This is a genomic window from Massilia hydrophila, from assembly GCF_020208145.1.
Taxonomy (GTDB): domain Bacteria; phylum Pseudomonadota; class Gammaproteobacteria; order Burkholderiales; family Burkholderiaceae_D; genus Telluria; species Telluria hydrophila.
Map to the genome: position 1 here is coordinate 248,539 of NZ_JAHYBX010000003.1, position 17,479 is coordinate 266,017.

A 17,479-nucleotide genomic window follows, 5' to 3' on the forward strand; every position below is an offset into this window, starting at 1 on the left:
CTCCTCGCGAGCTCGGCGCCTTTGACGCTCAGCGGCCTCGTCGAGTCGCTGTAGATTTCCTTCATGCCATCCCGGAGAATCCCTTGCAGGCCCACCTATTCGGCCCGCCTTGAAATCACTTTCATAGGACATGTTCAACTCCCCGGGTATGAATTGAGAAGATTCATCACCCATTGTAGTTGGCTTGGACAGGGAGCGCGTTCTGTCTTCGCGAATACCAGAGTCTTTGCAATAGTACGCTTCTATCGATGATTGACTCCGCCTGGCTAGCGCTGGTTTGGGCCCACGACCACGAGCGACCCGACAACTATTTTGGCAGAGACGGCAGGCAGCGCAGGCACTTGCCCGCCTGTGCGGCCGCAGAAAAGAAAAAAGCTACCTTGCGGTAGCTTTTTTCTTTGAAACTTGGCGGAGACGGTGGGATTCGAACCCACGATACGGGTATAAGCCGTATGCTTCCTTAGCAGGGAAGTGCCTTCGGCCACTCGGCCACGTCTCCCATCAGGACCAACCGGCTTGCCAGTCAGCGCTGAGTGCACGCATCTTAAGGGCTGGTGTTCGTTGCGTCAAGGACGCACGCCCTAAAATTTTGAAAATTGTTAAGCTTGCTCGAGGTTAAAAGCTTTGTGCAGGGCACGCACCGCGAGCTCCATGTATTTCTCGTCGATGAGGACGGAAATCTTGATCTCGGAGGTCGAGATCATCATGATGTTGATGCCCTCTTCCGACAGGGTGCGGAACATCTGCGAGGCCACGCCCACGTGGCTGCGCATGCCCACGCCCACCGCCGAGACCTTCGACACCTTGGCGTCGCCCAGCACCTTGGTCGCGCCCAGCTCCTCGCGCTGGGCCTCCAGCACCGCCATCGCCTTGGCATACTCGTTGCGCGAGACGGTGAAGGTGAAGTCGGTCTTGCCATCCACCGACTGGTTCTGGATGATCATGTCCACTTCGATATTCGCATCGGCGATGGGACCGAGGATGTGGAAGGCGACGCCCGGCTTGTCCGGCACGCCCAGGACGGTGATCTTGGCTTCATCGCGATTGAAGGCGATACCGGAGATGACGGCTTGTTCCATATTGCTTTCTTCCTCAAACGAAATCAGGGTGCCGGACTTCGCTTCTTCGTCCAGCGGCATCAGGGGATCGGTCAGCGACGACAGCACGCGCGTCGGGACCTGGTAGTTACCGGCAAACTCGACCGAACGGGTCTGCAGCACCTTCGAGCCCAGCGATGCGAGCTCGAGCATTTCTTCGAAGGTGATCTTGGACAGGCGCCGCGCCTCGTGCACCACGCGCGGATCGGTCGTATACACGCCGTCGACGTCAGTGTAGATCAGGCACTCGTCGGCCTGCAGCGCGGCAGCGATCGCCACTGCCGAAGTATCCGAACCGCCGCGGCCCAGGGTGGAAATGTTGCCGTCTTCATCCATCCCCTGGAAACCCGTGATGATCACGATCTTGCCGGCTTCCAGGTCGCCGCGCACGCGGGTGTCGTCGATCGACTGGATGCGCGCCTTGGTGAACGAGGAGTCGGTGCGGATGCCCGCCTGCCAGCCCGTATACGACACCGCATCCTTGCCGATCGCCAGCAGCGCCATCGCCAGCAGGCCGACCGACACCTGCTCGCCGGTCGAGGCGATCATGTCCAGTTCGCGCGGGTCCGGTTGCGGCATGATTTCCTTGGCCAGTGCGATCAGGCGATTGGTCTCGCCCGACATCGCGGAAGGCACCACCACGATCTGGTGACCGGCATCATGCCACTTGGCCACACGGGCCGCGACATTCTTGATACGGTCCGTCGAGCCCATCGACGTACCGCCGTATTTGTGGACAATTAAAGCCATAGCAGCGAGGTTCCAACCTGTTGATAGATCAAAAGAGGACCTTTACTCTAGCATGCTGCAGCGCACTATAACAAGCTGAGGGAAGAGAAAAAGCTATACGAAAAGAAAATAAAGTAATACTGTTTTTGTATAGAAACTTTATCAATCCGGGAGCCAGCTCAGGACAATGCGCCCGCCCTGCCCCTGCCCCTGACCCTGACCCTGGTCCGCCTGCCCCGCCCCTATATGGCGGCAATCCATGCCGATGCCGGCGGCGAACAGGAGTTCCTGCCCGGCCCAGACCAGCGGGGCGCGCTCGCGTTCCCAGGCCGGCACGCCAAGCGCCTGGTAGTGCGCCTTCAGGCCACGGGTGGGCCGGTTGGGCGCGGGCTTGAGACGCTCGCCGCCCTGGCGGAAATCGATGGTGAGTGGCCGGCTGCGCAGCCAGGCCGGATCGAGGCCGATGCCATCCGCGGCCCGTTCGAAGTGCAGCACACCGCCGTAGGCGGGAAAGGCCAGGCTGTCCTCGCCGTTCCAGCGAAAGCCCTGCCCTTCCTTGACCAGCACGCCTTCGTCGTCGGGGTCGCGCATGCCGGCCAGTTCGGGCAGCCTGGGCGTGATGTGGAGTTTGCCGCGGTGGCGGCGAATGTCGCAGGCCGGATGCGTCACCTTCAATTGCGCGTCCTCGCGCGCCGAGAACAGCTGCGACGTCATTTCGGCCAGCCAGGCCGTCGAGGGCATCGCCAGGCCGCGCACGGCGAACAGGTGGCGCAGCAGGTTGTCGATCCGCTCGGGGCTGAGGCGGCGGGCACGCGCCAGGTCCAGCGCTTCGCCGTCGAGGCAGGCCGCCAGGTCCTGCGCCGCCACCTCGTCGAGGATGCGCTGGGCCGCCTGCACGTGAGCGGCCCCGCGCGCCAGGCGCTGCTGGTAGCCGGGGAAGCTGGCCGCCAGCGCCGGCATCACGCCGTGGCGCAGGGCATTGCGCGCAAAGCGCGGATCGCTGTTCGATTCGTCCTCGACCCAGGCCAGGCCGGCTTCGGCCGCATAGGTTTCCAGCTGGCCGCGCGCGACCGAAAGCAAGGGGCGCGCCATCACCAGTTCGGCGCTGCCCAGCAGGCCGGGCGCGCGGTTGGCCGACTCCATGCCCGACAGGCCGGCGGGGCCGGAGCCGCGCAGCAGCTGCAGCAGGATGGTCTCGGCCTGGTCGTCCAGGTGGTGGGCGGTCAGCAGCAGCGGCGCGCCATGGGCCAGGCACAGGTCGCCCAGGGCCCGGTAGCGCTCCTTGCGCGCCGCTGACTCCAGGCCGTCCTTGCCCCGTGCGACGGCGACGCGGCAGTGATCAAACGCGATGCCGAGCGCCGCGCAGGCGTGCGCGCAATGCGCCAGCCAGGCGTCGGCGTTCGGACTGAGCCCGTGGTGGACGTGGAAGGCATGCAGGGGGATGCCATGCTGCGCGCTCCAGGCGTGCGCCAGCGACAGCAGGGCCATCGAATCGAGGCCGCCGCTGCAGGCAAGGGCAATGGAGCTGGGGGAATACGTTTCGCGCAGGCAGGCCATGGCCTGCGCAAACACGGCCGGCACGCTGCCGGCGCGGGGGGAACTCACTCTTCTTGCGGCAGGGTTTCCTTGAACTTGCCATAGCTCATCAGCTTTGCATGACGGGCTTCGAGCAGGTCCTTGGTCTTGACGCCCTGGAACTGGCGCAGGGTGTCGGCCAGCGCGCGCTTGAGCAGCTGGGCCATCTGCGCCGGGTCGCGGTGCGCACCACCCAGCGGTTCGTTGACGATCTTGTCGATCAGGCCCATCGCCTTCAGGCGGTGCGCGGTCAGGCCCAGGGCGTCGGCCGCGTCGCTGGCACGCTCCGAGGTCTTCCACAGGATCGAGGCGCAGCCTTCCGGCGAAATCACCGAATAGGTCGAGTATTGCAGCATCAGCACCGCGTCGCCCACGGCGATCGCCAGTGCGCCGCCCGAGCCGCCTTCACCGATGATGGTGGCGATCAGGGGCACTTTCAGCTCGGCCATGACGTACAGGTTATGGCCGATCGCTTCCGACTGGCCGCGTTCCTCGGCGTCGATGCCGGGAAAGGCACCCGGGGTGTCCACGAAGGTGAAGATCGGCAGGCCGAACTTCTCCGCCAGCTTCATCAGGCGCATGGCCTTGCGGTAGCCTTCCGGACGGGGCATGCCGAAGTTGCGCGCGGCGCGCTCCTTGGTGTCGCGGCCCTTCTGGTGGCCGATGACCATGCAGGCCTGGCCATTGAAGCGGGCCAGGCCGCCGATGATCGACTGGTCGTCGGCGAAGCTGCGGTCGCCGTGCAGTTCGTGGAAGTCGGTGAAGATCGCGTTCACGTAATCCATCGTGTACGGGCGCTGCGGGTGGCGCGCGATTTGCGATACCTGCCACGGGGTGAGCTTGGCGTAGATGTCCTTGGTCAGCTGCTGGCTCTTCTTGGCCAGGCGGTCGATCTCTTCGGAGATGTCGACGGCGGAATCGTCCTGCACGAACCGCAGCTCTTCAATCTTGGAATCCAGCTCGGCGATCGGCTGCTCAAAATTGAGGAAAGTTGTTTTAGTCATTGTACCTCCGGATTATTTCGTGGCTGCGGCGTGCATGAAACACATCCCTGCGCGCGTTCTGGCCATGTTTGGGCATCATTTTACCGTACCCGCGGCGAATATCGGATATTCGCCGGGGCCGTTCAAGGTCCTGCTTGCGGATCCAGGCTGCGCCACAGATACCAGGTCGCCACCGTGCGCCAGGGCTCCCAGTTGGCCGCCACCTCGCGCGCATCGCTGCGCGAAACTGGCTCGCCGGAAAAATAATTCTGGCTGATGCCCTGGATCAGGCCAGGGTCGTCGAGCGGCAGCACGTTCGGCCGGAGCAGATTAAATATCAAAAACATCTCCGCTGTCCAGCGGCTGATGCCACGGATCTGCACCAGTTCCGCGATCACCGCTTCGTCGTCCATCTCGGACCACAGGTCGGCATGGACGCGCCTTGCCTTGAAATGGTCGGCCAGGTCGAGGATGTATTCGGTCTTGCGCTTGGACAGGCCACAGCCGGCCAGCTCGACCGCGCCGGCCTTGATCACCTGGCCGGGAGAGAGCTTCGGACAGATCGCCTGCAGGCGGCCCCAGGCCGCGTCGGCCGACTTCGGCGTCACCTGCTGGCCGACGATCGAACGTGCCAGCGTGGTGAAAGGGTCGGGATGGCCGCGCAGGTGCAGGTCGCCGAACTGCGGGATCAGCTTGGCCATGATGCGGTCGCGCCCGATCAGCGCGGCTTTCGCCTCGGCCCAGTAGGCCGGCACCGACAGTTCGTCCCCGGGTCCGGCGTCGGCGCCGGACTTGTCCTGGTCGGCGGCCATTATGCGCGGCGCCAGGTCGTCGTTCCGTCCGGCTTGTCTTCCAGGATGATCCCGGCGGCAGTCAGTTCGGCGCGGATCGCGTCCGCCTCGGCGAAGTCGCGGGCTTTCTTGGCGGCGGCGCGGCGCGCGATCGCATCCTCGATGCCGGCGTCGCCCTCCTCGCTGCCGCCTTGCAGGAAGGCCTGCGGCGCGCGCTCGAGCAGGCCCAGCACGCCGGCCAGGGCTTTCAGCTGGCGCGCGGCGGCGATCGACTTGCTGCGGTTGACTTCGCCGGCCAGGTCGAACAGCTCGGCCACCGCCAGCGGGGTGTTGAAGTCGTCATCCATCGCTTCGCGGAAACGCAGCCCATGGGCTTCGTTCCAGTCCACTTCCGGGGTCTCGCCATCGATGTCGACAGTGGACAGGGCGGTGTACAGCCGGGTCAGCGCGCCCTTGGCGTCATCGATATGGACGTCGGAATAGTTCAGCGGACTGCGGTAGTGGGCGCGCAGGATGAAGAAGCGGATGACTTCGGCGTCATACTTCTTGAGCACGTCGCGCACAGTGAAGAAATTGCCCAGCGACTTGGACATCTTCTCGTTGTCTACGCGCACGAAGCCGTTGTGGATCCAGTAGTTGACCATGTTGCCGCCGAAGGCGCCTTCGGACTGGGCGATCTCGTTCTCGTGGTGCGGGAACTGCAGGTCGGCGCCGCCGCCGTGGATGTCGAAGTGCTCGCCGAGGGTGGCGCAGGACATGGCCGAGCATTCGATGTGCCAGCCCGGGCGGCCCGTGCCCCACTTAGATTCCCACTTGGCCTCGCTTGGCTCGGTTTCCTTGGCGGCCTTCCACAGCACGAAGTCGAGCGGATCGCGCTTGCCGCTGCTGACGTCAACGCGCTCGCCGGCGCGCAGGTCGTCGAGCGACTTGCCGGACAGCTTGCCATAGCCTTCGAAGCCGCGCACCGCGTAATTGACGTCGCCGTCCTCGCTGCGGTAGGCCAGGCCCTTGCGTTCGAGCTGCTCGATGATCGACAGCATCTGCGGCACGTATTCGGTGGCGCGCGGCTCGACCGTGGGCGGCAGCATGTTCAGGGCGGCGATGTCCTCGTTCTGGTATTGCAGGTTGCGTGCCACCAGCTGGCCAATGGTCTCGCCGTTCTCGACGGCGCGGCGGATGATCTTGTCGTCGATATCCGTGATGTTGCGGACATACTTGACCTCGTAGCCCGATGCCATGAGCCAGCGGTAGATGACGTCGAAGGCCATCATCATGCGCGCGTGTCCGATATGGCAGTAGTCGTAGACGGTCATGCCGCACACATACATGCCGACCTTGCCGGCTTCCATCGGGACGAATACCTGCTTGTCACGCGCAAGCGTGTTGTAAATCTTCAGTTGGCTCATGGGTGTGGTCTGGCGAGGGAGAGGATCGGCACGGCGGGGATGCGCCGGGATCGTCTGGCCCCTCTGGTGTTGTTCTTCTTTGATAGAATGGGACGTTCTGCGCAAAGTATAGCATTGATAAAATCACGACTGGCCGCCTACGGCCCAGCTTTATTTTTCGGGAAAAGACTTGACAGCGCCTTGCGCGAGGTCCACCAGAGGAGAGCCATGAGCACCACCACTTCCTTCCGCCGTTCGCTGCTTCATTGCATGGGCCTGGGCCTGGTCCTGGGCGCAACGACCCTGCTGGCGCCTGCCGCGCTGGCGCAAACCGAAGGCCAGGCCGAACCGGCCGCCGAGGCCCAGCCCGCCGCGCCCGTCGTCAAGGGCCCGCAGGTCGCGCTCAAGACCACGATGGGCACGATCGTGCTGCAGCTGGACGAGGAACGGGCGCCGAAGACGGTGGCCAACTTCATGCAGTACGTGAAACAGGGCTTCTACAAAGGCACGATCTTCCATCGCGTGATCGACGGCTTCATGATCCAGGCCGGTGGCATGAACGAGAAGTTCGAGGGCCGCAAGACCAACAAGCCGGTCAAGAACGAATCGAACAACGGCCTGTCGAACCAGCCGTACACGGTGGCGATGGCACGCGAGGACCATCCGGATTCGGCCACCTCCCAGTTCTTCATCAACGTGGCCGACAACTCAGGCATCGACTACCCGTTCTACAAGGGCTCGGGCTACACCGTGTTCGGCAAGGTCGTACGGGGGCAGGAAGTGGTGGACAAGATCAAGGGCGTGATGGTGGACGACGTGCGCGGCATGCAGAACGTGCCGGTGACGCCGATCTTCATCCAGTCCGTGAACGTCCTGAAAGGCGACAAGCTTGTAAAATAGCGGATGTGCAATCTCGCGCTGCAACACATTCTCACGATAAACAACAAGGAACAGGACCGCACATGACCAGCGTACGCATGACCACCAATATGGGCAACATCACCATCGAACTCGACGCCGAGAAGGCGCCGAAGACGGTTGCCAACTTCCTCGACTACGTCAACAAGGGTCACTTCGCCAACACCATCTTCCACCGCGTGATCAAGGACTTCATGATCCAGGGTGGCGGCTTCGAACCGGGCATGCAGCAGAAAGCCACCGACGCCACCGTCGAGAACGAAGGCAAGAACGGCCTGAAGAACGACAAGTACACCATCGCCATGGCCCGCACCTCGGCGCCGCACTCGGCGTCGGCCCAGTTCTTCATCAACACCAAGGACAACGCCTTCCTGAACTACCCGGGCCAGGATGGCTGGGGCTATGCCGTGTTCGGCAAGGTGACCGAAGGCCAGGACGTGGTCGACCAGATCAATACCGTCAAGACCAGCCGCAGCGGCATGCATTCGGACGTGCCGGTGGAACCGGTCATCATCGAGAAGGTCGAAGTCCTCTGATGCCAGCGGTGCGCCGGGGCGATCCAGCAAGCCCGCCCCAGCGCACGTTCGCGCTGTTCGTCTCGGACCTGCACCTGCAGGCCGCCCACCCGCGCACGGCCGACGCATTCCTGCGTTTCCTGGCCGTTCACGCGGTCCATGCCGAGCGGCTCTACCTGCTCGGCGACATCTTCGAATACTGGGCCGGCGACGACGACCTGGCCGAGCCTTTCCACCAGCAGGTCATCGGCGCCATCCGCGCCGTGGCCGAGGGCGGCACGGCGGTCTACTGGCTGGCCGGCAACCGCGACTTCCTCGTGGGACCGGGCTTCGCCGAGGCGGCCGGACTGCAACTCCTGGAAGAACCCCATGTGATCAGCGCCGGCGGGCGCCGTATCGCGCTGGTGCACGGCGACGCCCAATGCACGGCCGACCACGCCTACCTCGCCTTCCGCACCCAGGTGCGCGACCCCGCCTGGCAGCGCCAGTTCCTGGCCATGCCGCTGGCGCAGCGCAAGGCCATCATCGCCGGCCTGCGCGAAGGCAGCCGCGAAGCCCAGGCCGGCAAGGCCTACGAGATCATGGACGTGGCTCCGGCGGCGGTCGAGGCGCTGTTTGCCGGGACCGGCGCCAGCGTCATCATCCACGGGCACACGCACCGGCCCGCGCTGCATGACACCCAGGGCCGGCTGCGCTACGTGTTGCCGGATTGGGAACTCGATACCGAGCCGCGCCGCGGCGGCTGGATCGCACTGGCGGCGGACGGGACGCTCACGCGCCACGACCTGGCGTAGTCACGCAGCGTGGGCGCAAGCCCCCTACCCTACAATTCGTCCAGCAGCGCCGGGTGCTTGCCCAACAGGCGCAGCAGCTTGAGCAGCGCCGCCGGCGCCGGCGCCTCGCCTTTTTCGAAGCGCGCGAAGTCGCCCGGCACGTCGCCGAACAGCGCATCGGCCCGGTCCCGGGTCAGGCCCAATGCCTTGCGCAATGCGCTGACCTGCTTGCGCTCCTGTGCATCGACCTGCTGGCGGAAGGCGGCGATCAGCGCGCCGTAATGCTCCTGCTCGCCCTGGGCGAACAGCACTTCCTTGCAGCCAGCACAATGCTCGACGACGAGGTCCGGAATCGTCGTACTGCGCCCCTTGTAGGTGTACTGCATGTCCCTGATCGCATGCGCCAGGGGCGAGATGCCACAGTTCGGGCACGTCAGCATCGTTTCCTCCTCCGCTTGTTGGTATCCCATCCTACCAAAGCCAGGCGCCGTGGCGCGCCCGCACGAAATGTGGGATATGCATGTTTACATTTGCAATACCACTGTTATACTTCACTACACCACCACCTCAATGCAGCACCAACACGGAGAGAAACATGATCAATGCAACATGCCAGGGGAGGACTGAACATGACAGTCGGCTGGAATGACAACACACCGATCTACCGCCAACTCAAGGAGCGCGTGGTCGGGATGATGCTCGACGGCCTGCTGAAGGCCGGCGACGCCCTGCCCTCGGTCCGCCAGATCGCGGCCGAGTATCAACTCAATCCGATTACCGTCTCGAAGGCCTACCAGGAACTGGTCGACGAGAACCTAGTGGAAAAGCGAAGGGGAATAGGCATGTACGTTACCGAAGGCGCGAGCGAAAAACTGCTGGCTACCGAGCGCGAACGCTTCATCCGCGAGGAGTGGCCGGCCATGGTCGAGCGCATCCGCCGTCTCGGCCTGAACCTGGAGCAGCTGTTGCAGGCATCCGGCCCGGGCGCGCCGAAGCTGGCGCCGGGAGCTTCGGCATGAGCGCCGTGCTGTCCGCCCGCGGCCTGAGCAAGCGCTATGGCAAGCGCACCGCCGTCGAAGGCATCGACTTCGAGGTGCCGGCCGGCCGCATCGTCGGCCTGATCGGCCCGAACGGCTCCGGCAAGACCACCACCCTGAAGGCCGCGCTTGGCCTGATTCCTTTCGAGGGCCAGCTGTCGGTGCTGGGCATGGACCCGCGCACCCAGCGCGACGACCTGATGAAGGAAGTCTGCTTCATCGCCGACGTCGCCATCCTGCCGCGCTGGCTGCGGGTAAGGGACGCGATCGACTTCGTCGAAGGGGTGCACCCGCGCTTCAACCGCGAGAAGGCCGAGCGCTACATCGCCGCCACCAAGCTCAAGCCCGGCATGAAGGTCAAGGAGATGTCGAAGGGCATGATCGTCCAGCTGCACCTGGCGCTGGTGATGGCGATCGACGCGCGGCTTCTCGTACTCGACGAGCCGACGCTGGGCCTGGACATCATCTACCGCAAGCAGTTCTACCAGAACCTGCTGGAAGACTATTTTGACGAGCAGAAGACCATCGTGATCACCACCCACCAGGTGGAAGAGGTCGAGCACATCCTGACCGACCTGATGTTCATCCGCGAAGGCAGGATCGTGCTGGCCGCCTCGATGGAGGAGATCGGCGAGCGCTATACCGAAGTGATGGTCCCGGCCGAGAAACTGGGCGCCGCCAACGCGCTGGCGCCGATCGACAAGCGCACCGTGTTCGGCAAGGCCGTGATGCTGTTCGACTCGGGCGCGCCGGGCGGCGCCTCGCGCGCCCAGCTGGCCCAGCTCGGCGAGACCCGCAATCCCAGCGTTGCCGACCTGTTCGTGGCAACCATGAAAGGAACCTACGCATGAAAACAATGAAATGGCTGCTCCGGCGCGAATTCTGGGAGCACAAGGGCGCCTTCTTCTGGGCCCCGGTCGCGGTGGCCGTGGCGATGATCGTGCTGGTCGGCGGCGGCTTCATGTACGCCATGGCCTTCGGCGGCAGCGAACACATCCAGATCGACGGCCGCAACGTGGTGGCGATCAACGGCATTCCGCCCGACCTGCGCTACAAGATCGCCCATGTGGCGGCCTCCGGCTACCTGGGCCTGGCGGCGCCGCTGTTCCTGGTGCTGACGGTGGTGGTGTTCTTCTACTGCCTGGCCGCGCTGCACGACGACCGTCGCGACCGCAGCATCCTGTTCTGGAAGTCGCTGCCGCTGTCGGACCGCGACACCGTGCTGTCGAAAGTCCTGACCGCGCTGGTGGTGGCGCCGCTGATCACGATCGCGGTCGGGGTGGTCACCTCGCTGGTGCTGCTGGTGCTGGGCATGATCAGCGCGGCCGGCAAGGGCGTGAACCTGTTCGCCCCGGTGCTGATGGAACCGAACCTCTACCTCGGTCCCCTGTACCTGCTGGCCTTCCTGCCGCTGTACATCATCTGGGCGCTGCCGACCGTCGGCTGGCTGCTGATGGTCTCGAGCTGGGCCCGTTCCAAGGTTTTCCTGTGGGCGGTCGGGACGCCGCTGGTGGCCGTGGTAGTGCTGAAGTGGTTCAACTTCATCGTCGGCCACGTGTCGAACCGCGTGTTCGACATCGACTGGTTCGTCAGCGAAGTGGTGGCGCGCGGCCTGGGCGGACTGGTGCCGGGGATCTGGCTGTCGCAGGGCGACATCGGGGTCATCAACCAGCAGTACGGGCTGGATCCGAATACCCTGCTGGGCCTGTCGTACGCGACCCTGGCCAGCCCGGGCGTGTGGGTTGCCGCCGCCGTTGGCGCCGCGATGATCTACGCCGCCACCCGCCTGCGCCGCTGGCGCGACGAAGGTTGAACGCGGTGCGTAGGTTTGTCGGCCGCCCCGCGGTCCTGATGCTCGGCGCCCTGCTCCTGTGCGGTGCCAGCGGTGCCAGCACTGTCAGCACTGCCACCGCTGCCACTGCGCCCGCTGCGGCCGATGCCGCGGCCGCGGCGGGCGCGAAGCCGACGCGTGAGCTCGAACCGGTGCATGTGAATGCGATGCGCAATCCGGAGGTACGCAAGTACAAGGTGATCCTGGCCGGGCTGGATGCCTTCGACCGCCACCACGGGCTGGCGCCCGCCTCCGAGCGCCTGCGGTTCCGCCTGGTGGCGCGCAAGAAGGACGAGGCCGCGGAGCCGCTGGCGGCGCGCCTGGTCGGCGACGGCGGCTTCCGGCTGCCGGTGGCGATCGACGCCGGCCTGCGCTTCACCGTCCCGCGCAGCGAAGCGGCCGAGGATGCCGACAGCGAGCTGGAACTGAACCGCAAGCGGCGCGTCTACCGCACCGAGCCCGAGGTCCGTACGCCGGGCCTGGCGGAAGGACGGCGCCGCCTGGGCGACCTGCGCCTGGAATGCAAGGTGACGATCGCCATGGCCAAGGCCGAGATCCCGACCTTCTGGGTGCTGACCATCAACACGCTGCTGTTGCGCACCGACTGGTGCGGCTTCTTCGGCGACCCGGACGATTTCCGCTGGGAGAGCGCGAGCAGGACGGCGCACTTCCCGTTCTTCGCCGAACGTCCGCTGCGCGAGGCCGTGCTGGTCGACGGCAATCGCTCGGCCAGGCTGGAAGTGAACGGCGAGACCTTCCACGTGCCGGTCGGGAACGTCGGCTGGAGCGACGACGCGGTGATCGAACTGAAGTATGCGGACCAGGCCGATACCGGCAGCGTGGCCGGCGCGGCCGGACCGCGCACCGATGCTACTGGAACTGCTGGCGAAACGCCTCGAACTGCGCCTTGAGTTCGTCCAGTTCGCCGCGCAGGATCGCGACTTCCTGTTCCAGCTGGCCGACCCGGCCGCCACCACCGCCGGCCATGGCGCCGGCGGCCGGCGCTTCGTAGGCCGGGAGTTCGCCGCCCAGCAGGTGGCCGTAGCGCGGCTCCTTGGTGCCGGGTGCGCGGTCCAGCCGCGCCACCAGCGGCGGATATTTATCGATCAGGAACTGCAGCACGGTCTCGACTTCCGGCACGCTCCGGAACTCGTGCAGGCGGCCGGTGCGGGTGCGGATCTCGCCCGCGGTCTGCAGGCCGCGCAGCATCAGCACCGCCAGCACCGCCACCTTGTCCTGTTCCAGCGTCCACTTGATGCGCATGCGGTGCTCGTACTTCGGCACCCGCGCGCCGGCCTGCGAGATCGCGCTGACCAGCTTTTTCTCGATCAGGCGCTGCAGCGTGTCCTGGACCATCTCGTCGGTGAACTGCATGATCGGATCGCGGCTCGACAGCTGGTTGCAGCCGTTGACGATCGCGTTCACCGACAGCGGGTAGTTGTCGGGCGTGAGCGCCTCTTTTTCGGCCAGCACCGCGAGCACGCGGATCTCTTCCGGGTCCAGCATGGCGCCAGTATCCTGCGCGCCCATCGCATCCATCGTCATTCGCTTCCTCAGTCGACCAGTCGGTTCAGTTGTTCCGAATCGAGTTTATCACCCTCGACCACCTTCGGACAGCACAGGCCGGCCTCGCGCATGGTGTCGGTCAGGCGCTCGATCTGTTCGTCCTGGCGCGCCACGTGGTCCACCAGCGCGCGCAAGGCCTTCGACAGCGGATCGTCGCCGCTTGCCGTCACCCCATAGGCGGCGAACAGCTGGGCGCTGCGCGACTGGTCTTCCTTGCGGATGATGTGGGCCGGATTGCCGACCGCCGTGGCGCCGGCCGGCACCGGCTTGACCACCACCGCGTTCGAACCGACCTTGGCATACTCCCCCACCGTGAAGGCGCCCAGCACCTGGGCGCCGGCGCCGACGATCACCCCGCGTTCCAGGGTCGGATGGCGCTTGGTGCCGGCCACCAGCGTGGTGCCGCCCAGGGTCACACCCTGGTAAATGGTGCAGTCGTCGCCGACCACGGCGGTTTCGCCGATGACCACGCCGAAGCCGTGGTCGATGAAGACCCGGCGCCCGATGGTGGCGCCGGGATGGATCTCGATGCCGGTGAGGATGCGCGCCAGGTAGGAGATGAAGCGGCCGACCCACTTCAGGCGCAGCTGCCAGCAGGCATGCGCCCAGCGGTGCAGGATCACGGCATGCAGGCCGGGGTAGCAGGTCAGGACCTCCCAGCCGTTGCGGGCGGCGGGATCGCGCTGGATGATGCTGCGGATGTCGTCGCGCAGCCGGGAGAATGGGGAAAACATAATCGGGATGTGTGCAGGCCAGGGAGGATGGTAGCGCATGTCCACCGGCTTTGCTGGGAATGCCGCAGGAATGGCGGCCGGATGGCGCGATCCCGGCGCAGGCCGGGATCGTTCGCGAACGCAAGGCTGGCGGGGATCAGCCTTCGCGCGCGATGCGCTGGCGGCGCGCCTCGTACAGGCAGACGCCAGATGCCACCGACACGTTCAGGCTTTCGACCGAGCCGAACATCGGGATGCTGACCAGGAGGTCGCAGGTCTCGCGCGTCAGGCGGCGCATGCCCTCGCCTTCCGAGCCCATCACCAGCGCGGCCGGCCCGGTGAAGTCCGCCTCATACAGGCCCTTGTCGGCGTCGTCCGAGGTGCCGATCAGCCAGATGCCGCGCTCCTTCAGCTCGCGCATGGTGCGCGCCAGGTTGGTGACCGTGATGTAGGGGACGGTCTCGGCGGCGCCGCTGGCGACCTTGGCGGCGGTGGCGTTCAGGCCGACGGCGCGGTCCTTGGGCACGATGACCGCATGCGCGCCGACGCCGTCGGCCACGCGCAGGCAGGCGCCCAGGTTGTGCGGGTCGGTGATGCCGTCGAGGATCAGCAGCAGCGGCGGGCCTTCGATGGCGTCCAGCAGCTCGTCCAGGTTGCGCGCCAGGGCCAGTTGGCTGGCGAAGGCGATCACGCCCTGGTGGCGGCGGGTGCCGGTGATCTTGTCGAGACGCGCGGCATCGACCGGCATCACGCGCACGCCCGCTTCCTTGGCGTTGGCGATCAGGTCCTGCATGCGGCGGTCATTGCGCGACGCGTCGACGAAAATCTCTTCCACCGATTGGGCCTCGTGGCGCAGCCGCGAGGTCACCGCGTGGAAACCGAAAAGCATTTTGTTCTTCATGGATTACTTCTTCTTCCTGCTAGTTTTGGCAGCGGGGGTCTTGGCCTCCGCCTTGGTTTTTGGTGCGCCTGCGCTGCTGCCGCGCGCGGCACGCTTGGCGGGCGCCTGGGGGGCGGCATTGTTTGCGGCATTGTTTGCGGGCTTGCCCTTGTCCTTGGCGGCCGGCTTGCGCGCCGTGCGCGGCGGCGGCACGTAGACCACATCTTCCTCGCTGCCGCCGGCTTCTTCTACCTCGGTGCCGGTGACGCGCGACGCTTCGAGCGCGGCCCGGGCCTTGCGGCCCTTGGGCGGCTTCGGCTCCAGCGCCTCGACCGCCGCCTGGCGCGCCCGTTCCAGCGGCGCCGGCACCAGCTCGGCGCCGTCGGCCAGCGCCAGGTCGATCTTGCGCGATTCCAGGTCCACGCGCGCGACCTTCACGTTCACCTTGTCGGTCAGCTTGTAGACCTGGCCGCCGCGCTCGCCGCGCAGCTCATGGCGCGCCTCGTCGTACTGGAAGTAATCGGTACCCAGGCCGCTGATGTGCACCAGGCCTTCGACGTACAGCTGGTCGAGGGTAACGAAAATGCCGAACGGGGTCACGCCGGAGACGGTGCCGGTGAAGTCCTCGCCCAGCTTGTCCTGCATGAAGTAGCACTTGAGCCAGTTCTCGACGTCGCGCGAAGCTTCGTCGGCACGGCGTTCGTTGGCCGAGCAGTGCACGCCGAGCGCGTCCCAGATGGTGAGGTCCTTTTCATGTTTCTGGGTGCCGGCCGCCTTGTCCTTGGCAGCCTGCTTGCGCGCCGAGTTCGACAGCGTCGTGTTCAGCCCCGCCAGGTCGATGCCTTTCGGCTCGTACTTCTTCCCTTGCAGGATCGCCTTGATGGCGCGGTGGGTCAGCAGGTCCGGGTAGCGCCGGATCGGGCTGGTGAAGTGGGCGTAGGCCTCGTAGGCCAGGCCGAAGTGGCCGACGTTGTCGGGGCTGTAGACCGCCTGCTGCATCGAGCGCAGCAGCATGGTCTGGAGCAGCGCGGCGTCCGGGCGCTCCTTGATCTTCTGCATCACCTCGGCATAATCGCGCGCGCTGGGCTTGTCGCCTCCGCCCAGGTTCAGGCCGACCAGTTTCAGGAAGGTGCGCAGCTGGTTCAGCTTTTCCTCGGTCGGCGTGGCGTGGATGCGGAAGGTGCCCGGATGCTTGTGGCGGATCAGGAGGTCGGCGGCGCACACGTTCGCGGCCAGCATGCATTCCTCGATCAGGCGGTGCGCATCGTTGCGGGTGCGCGGGATGATCTTCTCGATCTTGCCGACGGCATTGCAGACGATGTAGGTCTCGGTGGTCTCGAAGTCGATCGCGCCGCGCTCCTGGCGCGCCTTCAGCAGCGCGCGGAACACCTCGTTCAGGTGCAGCAGGTGCGGCACGATGGCCGGGCGGCGCTGGGCTTCGGGACCACTCGTGTTGCCGAGGATCTCGGCCACTTCGTTATACGTCAGGCGCGCGGCCGAGTGCATTACCGCTGGGTAGAACTGGTAGGCCGCGACTTCGCCGTCCTGGGTGACCACCATGTCGCACACCAGGGTGCAACGGTCCACCGCCGGGTTGAGCGAACACAGTCCGTTGGACAGCTTCTCCGGCAGCATCGGGATCACGCGGCGCGGGAAGTATACCGAGGTGCTGCGTTCGATCGCATCGGCATCGAGGGCGTCGTTGGGCTTGACGTAGTGGCTGACGTCGGCGATTGCCACCAGCAGGCGGTAGCCGCGCGCACGGCCGATCTTCACCGGTTCGCAATACACGGCATCGTCGAAGTCGCGTGCGTCCTCGCCGTCGATGGTCACCAGGGGCACGTCGCGCAGGTCGACGCGGTTGGCCAGGTCGGCATCCACGACTTCGTTCGGCAGGCGGTTGGCCTGCTTCAGCGCAGCGGCGGAAAACACGTGCGGCACGCCGAACTTGCGCACCGCGATCTCGATTTCCATGCCGGGGTCGTCCAGCTCGCCCAGCACCTCGACGATCTTGCCGGTCGGCTGCTGGAAGCGGGAAGGCTGCTCGATCAGCTCGATGCTCACCACCTGCCCGGCCTTGGCCTTGCCCGGCCCGCCGGCCACCAGCACGTCCTGGCTCATGCGGTTGTCTTCGGGCGCGACGATCCAGACCCCGCCCTCGTTCATCAGGCGGCCGATGATGTGGGTGTTGGCGCGCTCGACCACCTCGACGATCGTGCCCTCCTGGCGGCCCCGGCGGTCCTGTCCGGTAACGCGCGCGCGGACGCGGTCGCCATGGAGCACCTTGTTCATTTCCTTGTCGTTCAGGAACAGGTCGTCGCCGCCCTCGTCCGGAATGACGAAACCGTAGCCGTCGCGGTGCGCGCTGACGCGCCCGGTAATGAACCCGGACTGGTCGGCCAGCATATAGGTGCCGGACGCGTCGGCGTGGATCTGGCCGTCGCGCTCCATCGCGTTCAGCCGGCGTCCCAGGACTTCCTGGGCGGCGGGCTTGACCTTCAGTGCGCGCGCCACTTCGGCCGCGCCGAGCGGACCCTTGGCACTACGGAAGACGGCGAGGATTTCCTCGCGGCTAGGAATAGTATGAGTAGGTTGCTTCAAATCGTTTTCTTGTTTCTCTTGATGAAGGAGGGCATGGCGCCCCGGAAGATTGACACCTTGACAGGCGTAGTGTAACGGAGAGGCG

Annotated in this window: 17 protein-coding genes and 1 tRNA gene; 7 read left to right on the forward strand and 11 right to left on the reverse strand. The window is 65.6% G+C overall.

What is annotated here, in order from left to right:
* Positions 1-406 precede the first annotated feature (406 nt).
* The 6 genes from LE190_RS10640 to cysS form a co-directional block, all read right to left on the reverse strand.
* Positions 407-499: transfer RNA gene (locus LE190_RS10640), tRNA-Ser, on the reverse strand.
* Between the two features lie 100 nt (positions 500-599).
* Positions 600-1,847: an aspartate kinase gene (locus LE190_RS10645; RefSeq protein ID WP_224945452.1), complete on the reverse strand. Its 1,248-nt coding sequence runs from the start codon at positions 1,845-1,847 to the stop codon at positions 600-602.
* A gap of 141 nt (positions 1,848-1,988) precedes the next feature.
* The gene (tilS, locus tag LE190_RS10650) at positions 1,989-3,431 is read right to left on the reverse strand and encodes a tRNA lysidine(34) synthetase TilS (protein WP_439847481.1); all 1,443 of its coding nucleotides are present in this window, start codon (positions 3,429-3,431) and stop codon (positions 1,989-1,991) included.
* The gene (locus LE190_RS10655) at positions 3,428-4,405 is read right to left on the reverse strand and encodes an acetyl-CoA carboxylase carboxyltransferase subunit alpha (RefSeq protein WP_224945453.1); all 978 of its coding nucleotides are present in this window, start codon (positions 4,403-4,405) and stop codon (positions 3,428-3,430) included. The genes tilS and LE190_RS10655 overlap by 4 nt, the downstream gene beginning before the upstream one ends.
* Before the next feature lie 122 nt (positions 4,406-4,527).
* Positions 4,528-5,196: a DNA-3-methyladenine glycosylase family protein gene (locus LE190_RS10660; protein ID WP_225238668.1), complete on the reverse strand. Its 669-nt coding sequence runs from the start codon at positions 5,194-5,196 to the stop codon at positions 4,528-4,530.
* Entirely contained in the window at positions 5,196-6,581 is a 1,386-nt protein-coding gene (gene cysS, locus LE190_RS10665; RefSeq protein ID WP_225238669.1) for a cysteine--tRNA ligase, read from the reverse strand. Before cysS ends, LE190_RS10660 begins: the two co-directional genes overlap by 1 nt.
* A 207-nt stretch (positions 6,582-6,788) precedes the next feature.
* Here cysS and LE190_RS10670 point away from each other — a divergent pair, with 207 nt between their 5' ends.
* The 3 genes from LE190_RS10670 to LE190_RS10680 all read left to right on the forward strand — a co-directional run bounded on the left by LE190_RS10670 (position 6,789) and on the right by LE190_RS10680 (position 8,787).
* The gene (locus tag LE190_RS10670; protein ID WP_225238670.1) at positions 6,789-7,460 is read left to right on the forward strand and encodes a peptidylprolyl isomerase; all 672 of its coding nucleotides are present in this window, start codon (positions 6,789-6,791) and stop codon (positions 7,458-7,460) included.
* A gap of 62 nt (positions 7,461-7,522) precedes the next feature.
* Positions 7,523-8,014: a peptidylprolyl isomerase gene (locus LE190_RS10675; RefSeq protein ID WP_225238671.1), complete on the forward strand. Its 492-nt coding sequence runs from the start codon at positions 7,523-7,525 to the stop codon at positions 8,012-8,014.
* Positions 8,014-8,787, forward strand: coding sequence for a UDP-2,3-diacylglucosamine diphosphatase (locus LE190_RS10680; protein WP_225238672.1), 774 nt, complete (start codon positions 8,014-8,016; stop codon positions 8,785-8,787). Before LE190_RS10675 ends, LE190_RS10680 begins: the two co-directional genes overlap by 1 nt.
* Positions 8,788-8,816: 29 nt before the next feature.
* On the opposite strand, the gene LE190_RS10685 is transcribed toward LE190_RS10680, so the two are convergent.
* Positions 8,817-9,206 carry a type II TA system antitoxin MqsA family protein gene (locus LE190_RS10685; RefSeq protein WP_225238673.1) on the reverse strand — a complete coding sequence of 130 codons (390 nt, stop codon included), beginning with the start codon at positions 9,204-9,206 and terminating at the stop codon, positions 8,817-8,819.
* A 189-nt stretch (positions 9,207-9,395) separates the two neighbouring features.
* Between LE190_RS10685 and LE190_RS10690 the strand changes: the two genes are divergently transcribed.
* From LE190_RS10690 to LE190_RS10705, 4 genes are read left to right on the forward strand one after another with little or no spacing between them, the layout of a single operon-like run.
* Complete coding sequence (locus LE190_RS10690; protein WP_224945473.1) at positions 9,396-9,785, forward strand: GntR family transcriptional regulator; 390 nt, start codon at positions 9,396-9,398, stop codon at positions 9,783-9,785.
* Positions 9,782-10,654, forward strand: coding sequence for an ABC transporter ATP-binding protein (locus LE190_RS10695; protein WP_225238674.1), 873 nt, complete (start codon positions 9,782-9,784; stop codon positions 10,652-10,654). Before LE190_RS10690 ends, LE190_RS10695 begins: the two co-directional genes overlap by 4 nt.
* On the forward strand, positions 10,651-11,616 hold the full coding sequence (locus LE190_RS10700) for a hypothetical protein (protein WP_225238675.1): 966 nt from the start codon (positions 10,651-10,653) through the stop codon (positions 11,614-11,616). Before LE190_RS10695 ends, LE190_RS10700 begins: the two co-directional genes overlap by 4 nt.
* Before the next feature lie 5 nt (positions 11,617-11,621).
* The gene (locus LE190_RS10705) at positions 11,622-12,545 is read left to right on the forward strand and encodes a hypothetical protein (protein ID WP_225238676.1); all 924 of its coding nucleotides are present in this window, start codon (positions 11,622-11,624) and stop codon (positions 12,543-12,545) included.
* Here LE190_RS10705 and LE190_RS10710 read toward each other — a convergent pair.
* The 4 genes from LE190_RS10710 to rnr all read right to left on the reverse strand — a co-directional run bounded on the left by LE190_RS10710 (position 12,505) and on the right by rnr (position 17,394).
* A complete protein-coding gene (locus LE190_RS10710; RefSeq protein ID WP_225238677.1) occupies positions 12,505-13,179 on the reverse strand; it encodes a YceH family protein in 675 nt (224 codons plus the stop codon). The two genes, LE190_RS10705 and LE190_RS10710, sit on opposite strands and share 41 nt — an antisense overlap.
* An 8-nt stretch (positions 13,180-13,187) precedes the next feature.
* Complete coding sequence (gene cysE, locus LE190_RS10715; RefSeq protein ID WP_225238678.1) at positions 13,188-13,934, reverse strand: serine O-acetyltransferase; 747 nt, start codon at positions 13,932-13,934, stop codon at positions 13,188-13,190.
* Between the two features lie 136 nt (positions 13,935-14,070).
* Positions 14,071-14,814 (reverse strand): 23S rRNA (guanosine(2251)-2'-O)-methyltransferase RlmB, encoded by a 744-nt coding sequence (gene rlmB, locus LE190_RS10720; protein ID WP_225238679.1) that lies wholly within the window; start codon positions 14,812-14,814, stop codon positions 14,071-14,073.
* A gap of 3 nt (positions 14,815-14,817) precedes the next feature.
* On the reverse strand, positions 14,818-17,394 hold the full coding sequence (rnr, locus tag LE190_RS10725) for a ribonuclease R (RefSeq protein ID WP_225238680.1): 2,577 nt from the start codon (positions 17,392-17,394) through the stop codon (positions 14,818-14,820).
* Between the last annotated feature and the right edge of the window lie 85 nt (positions 17,395-17,479).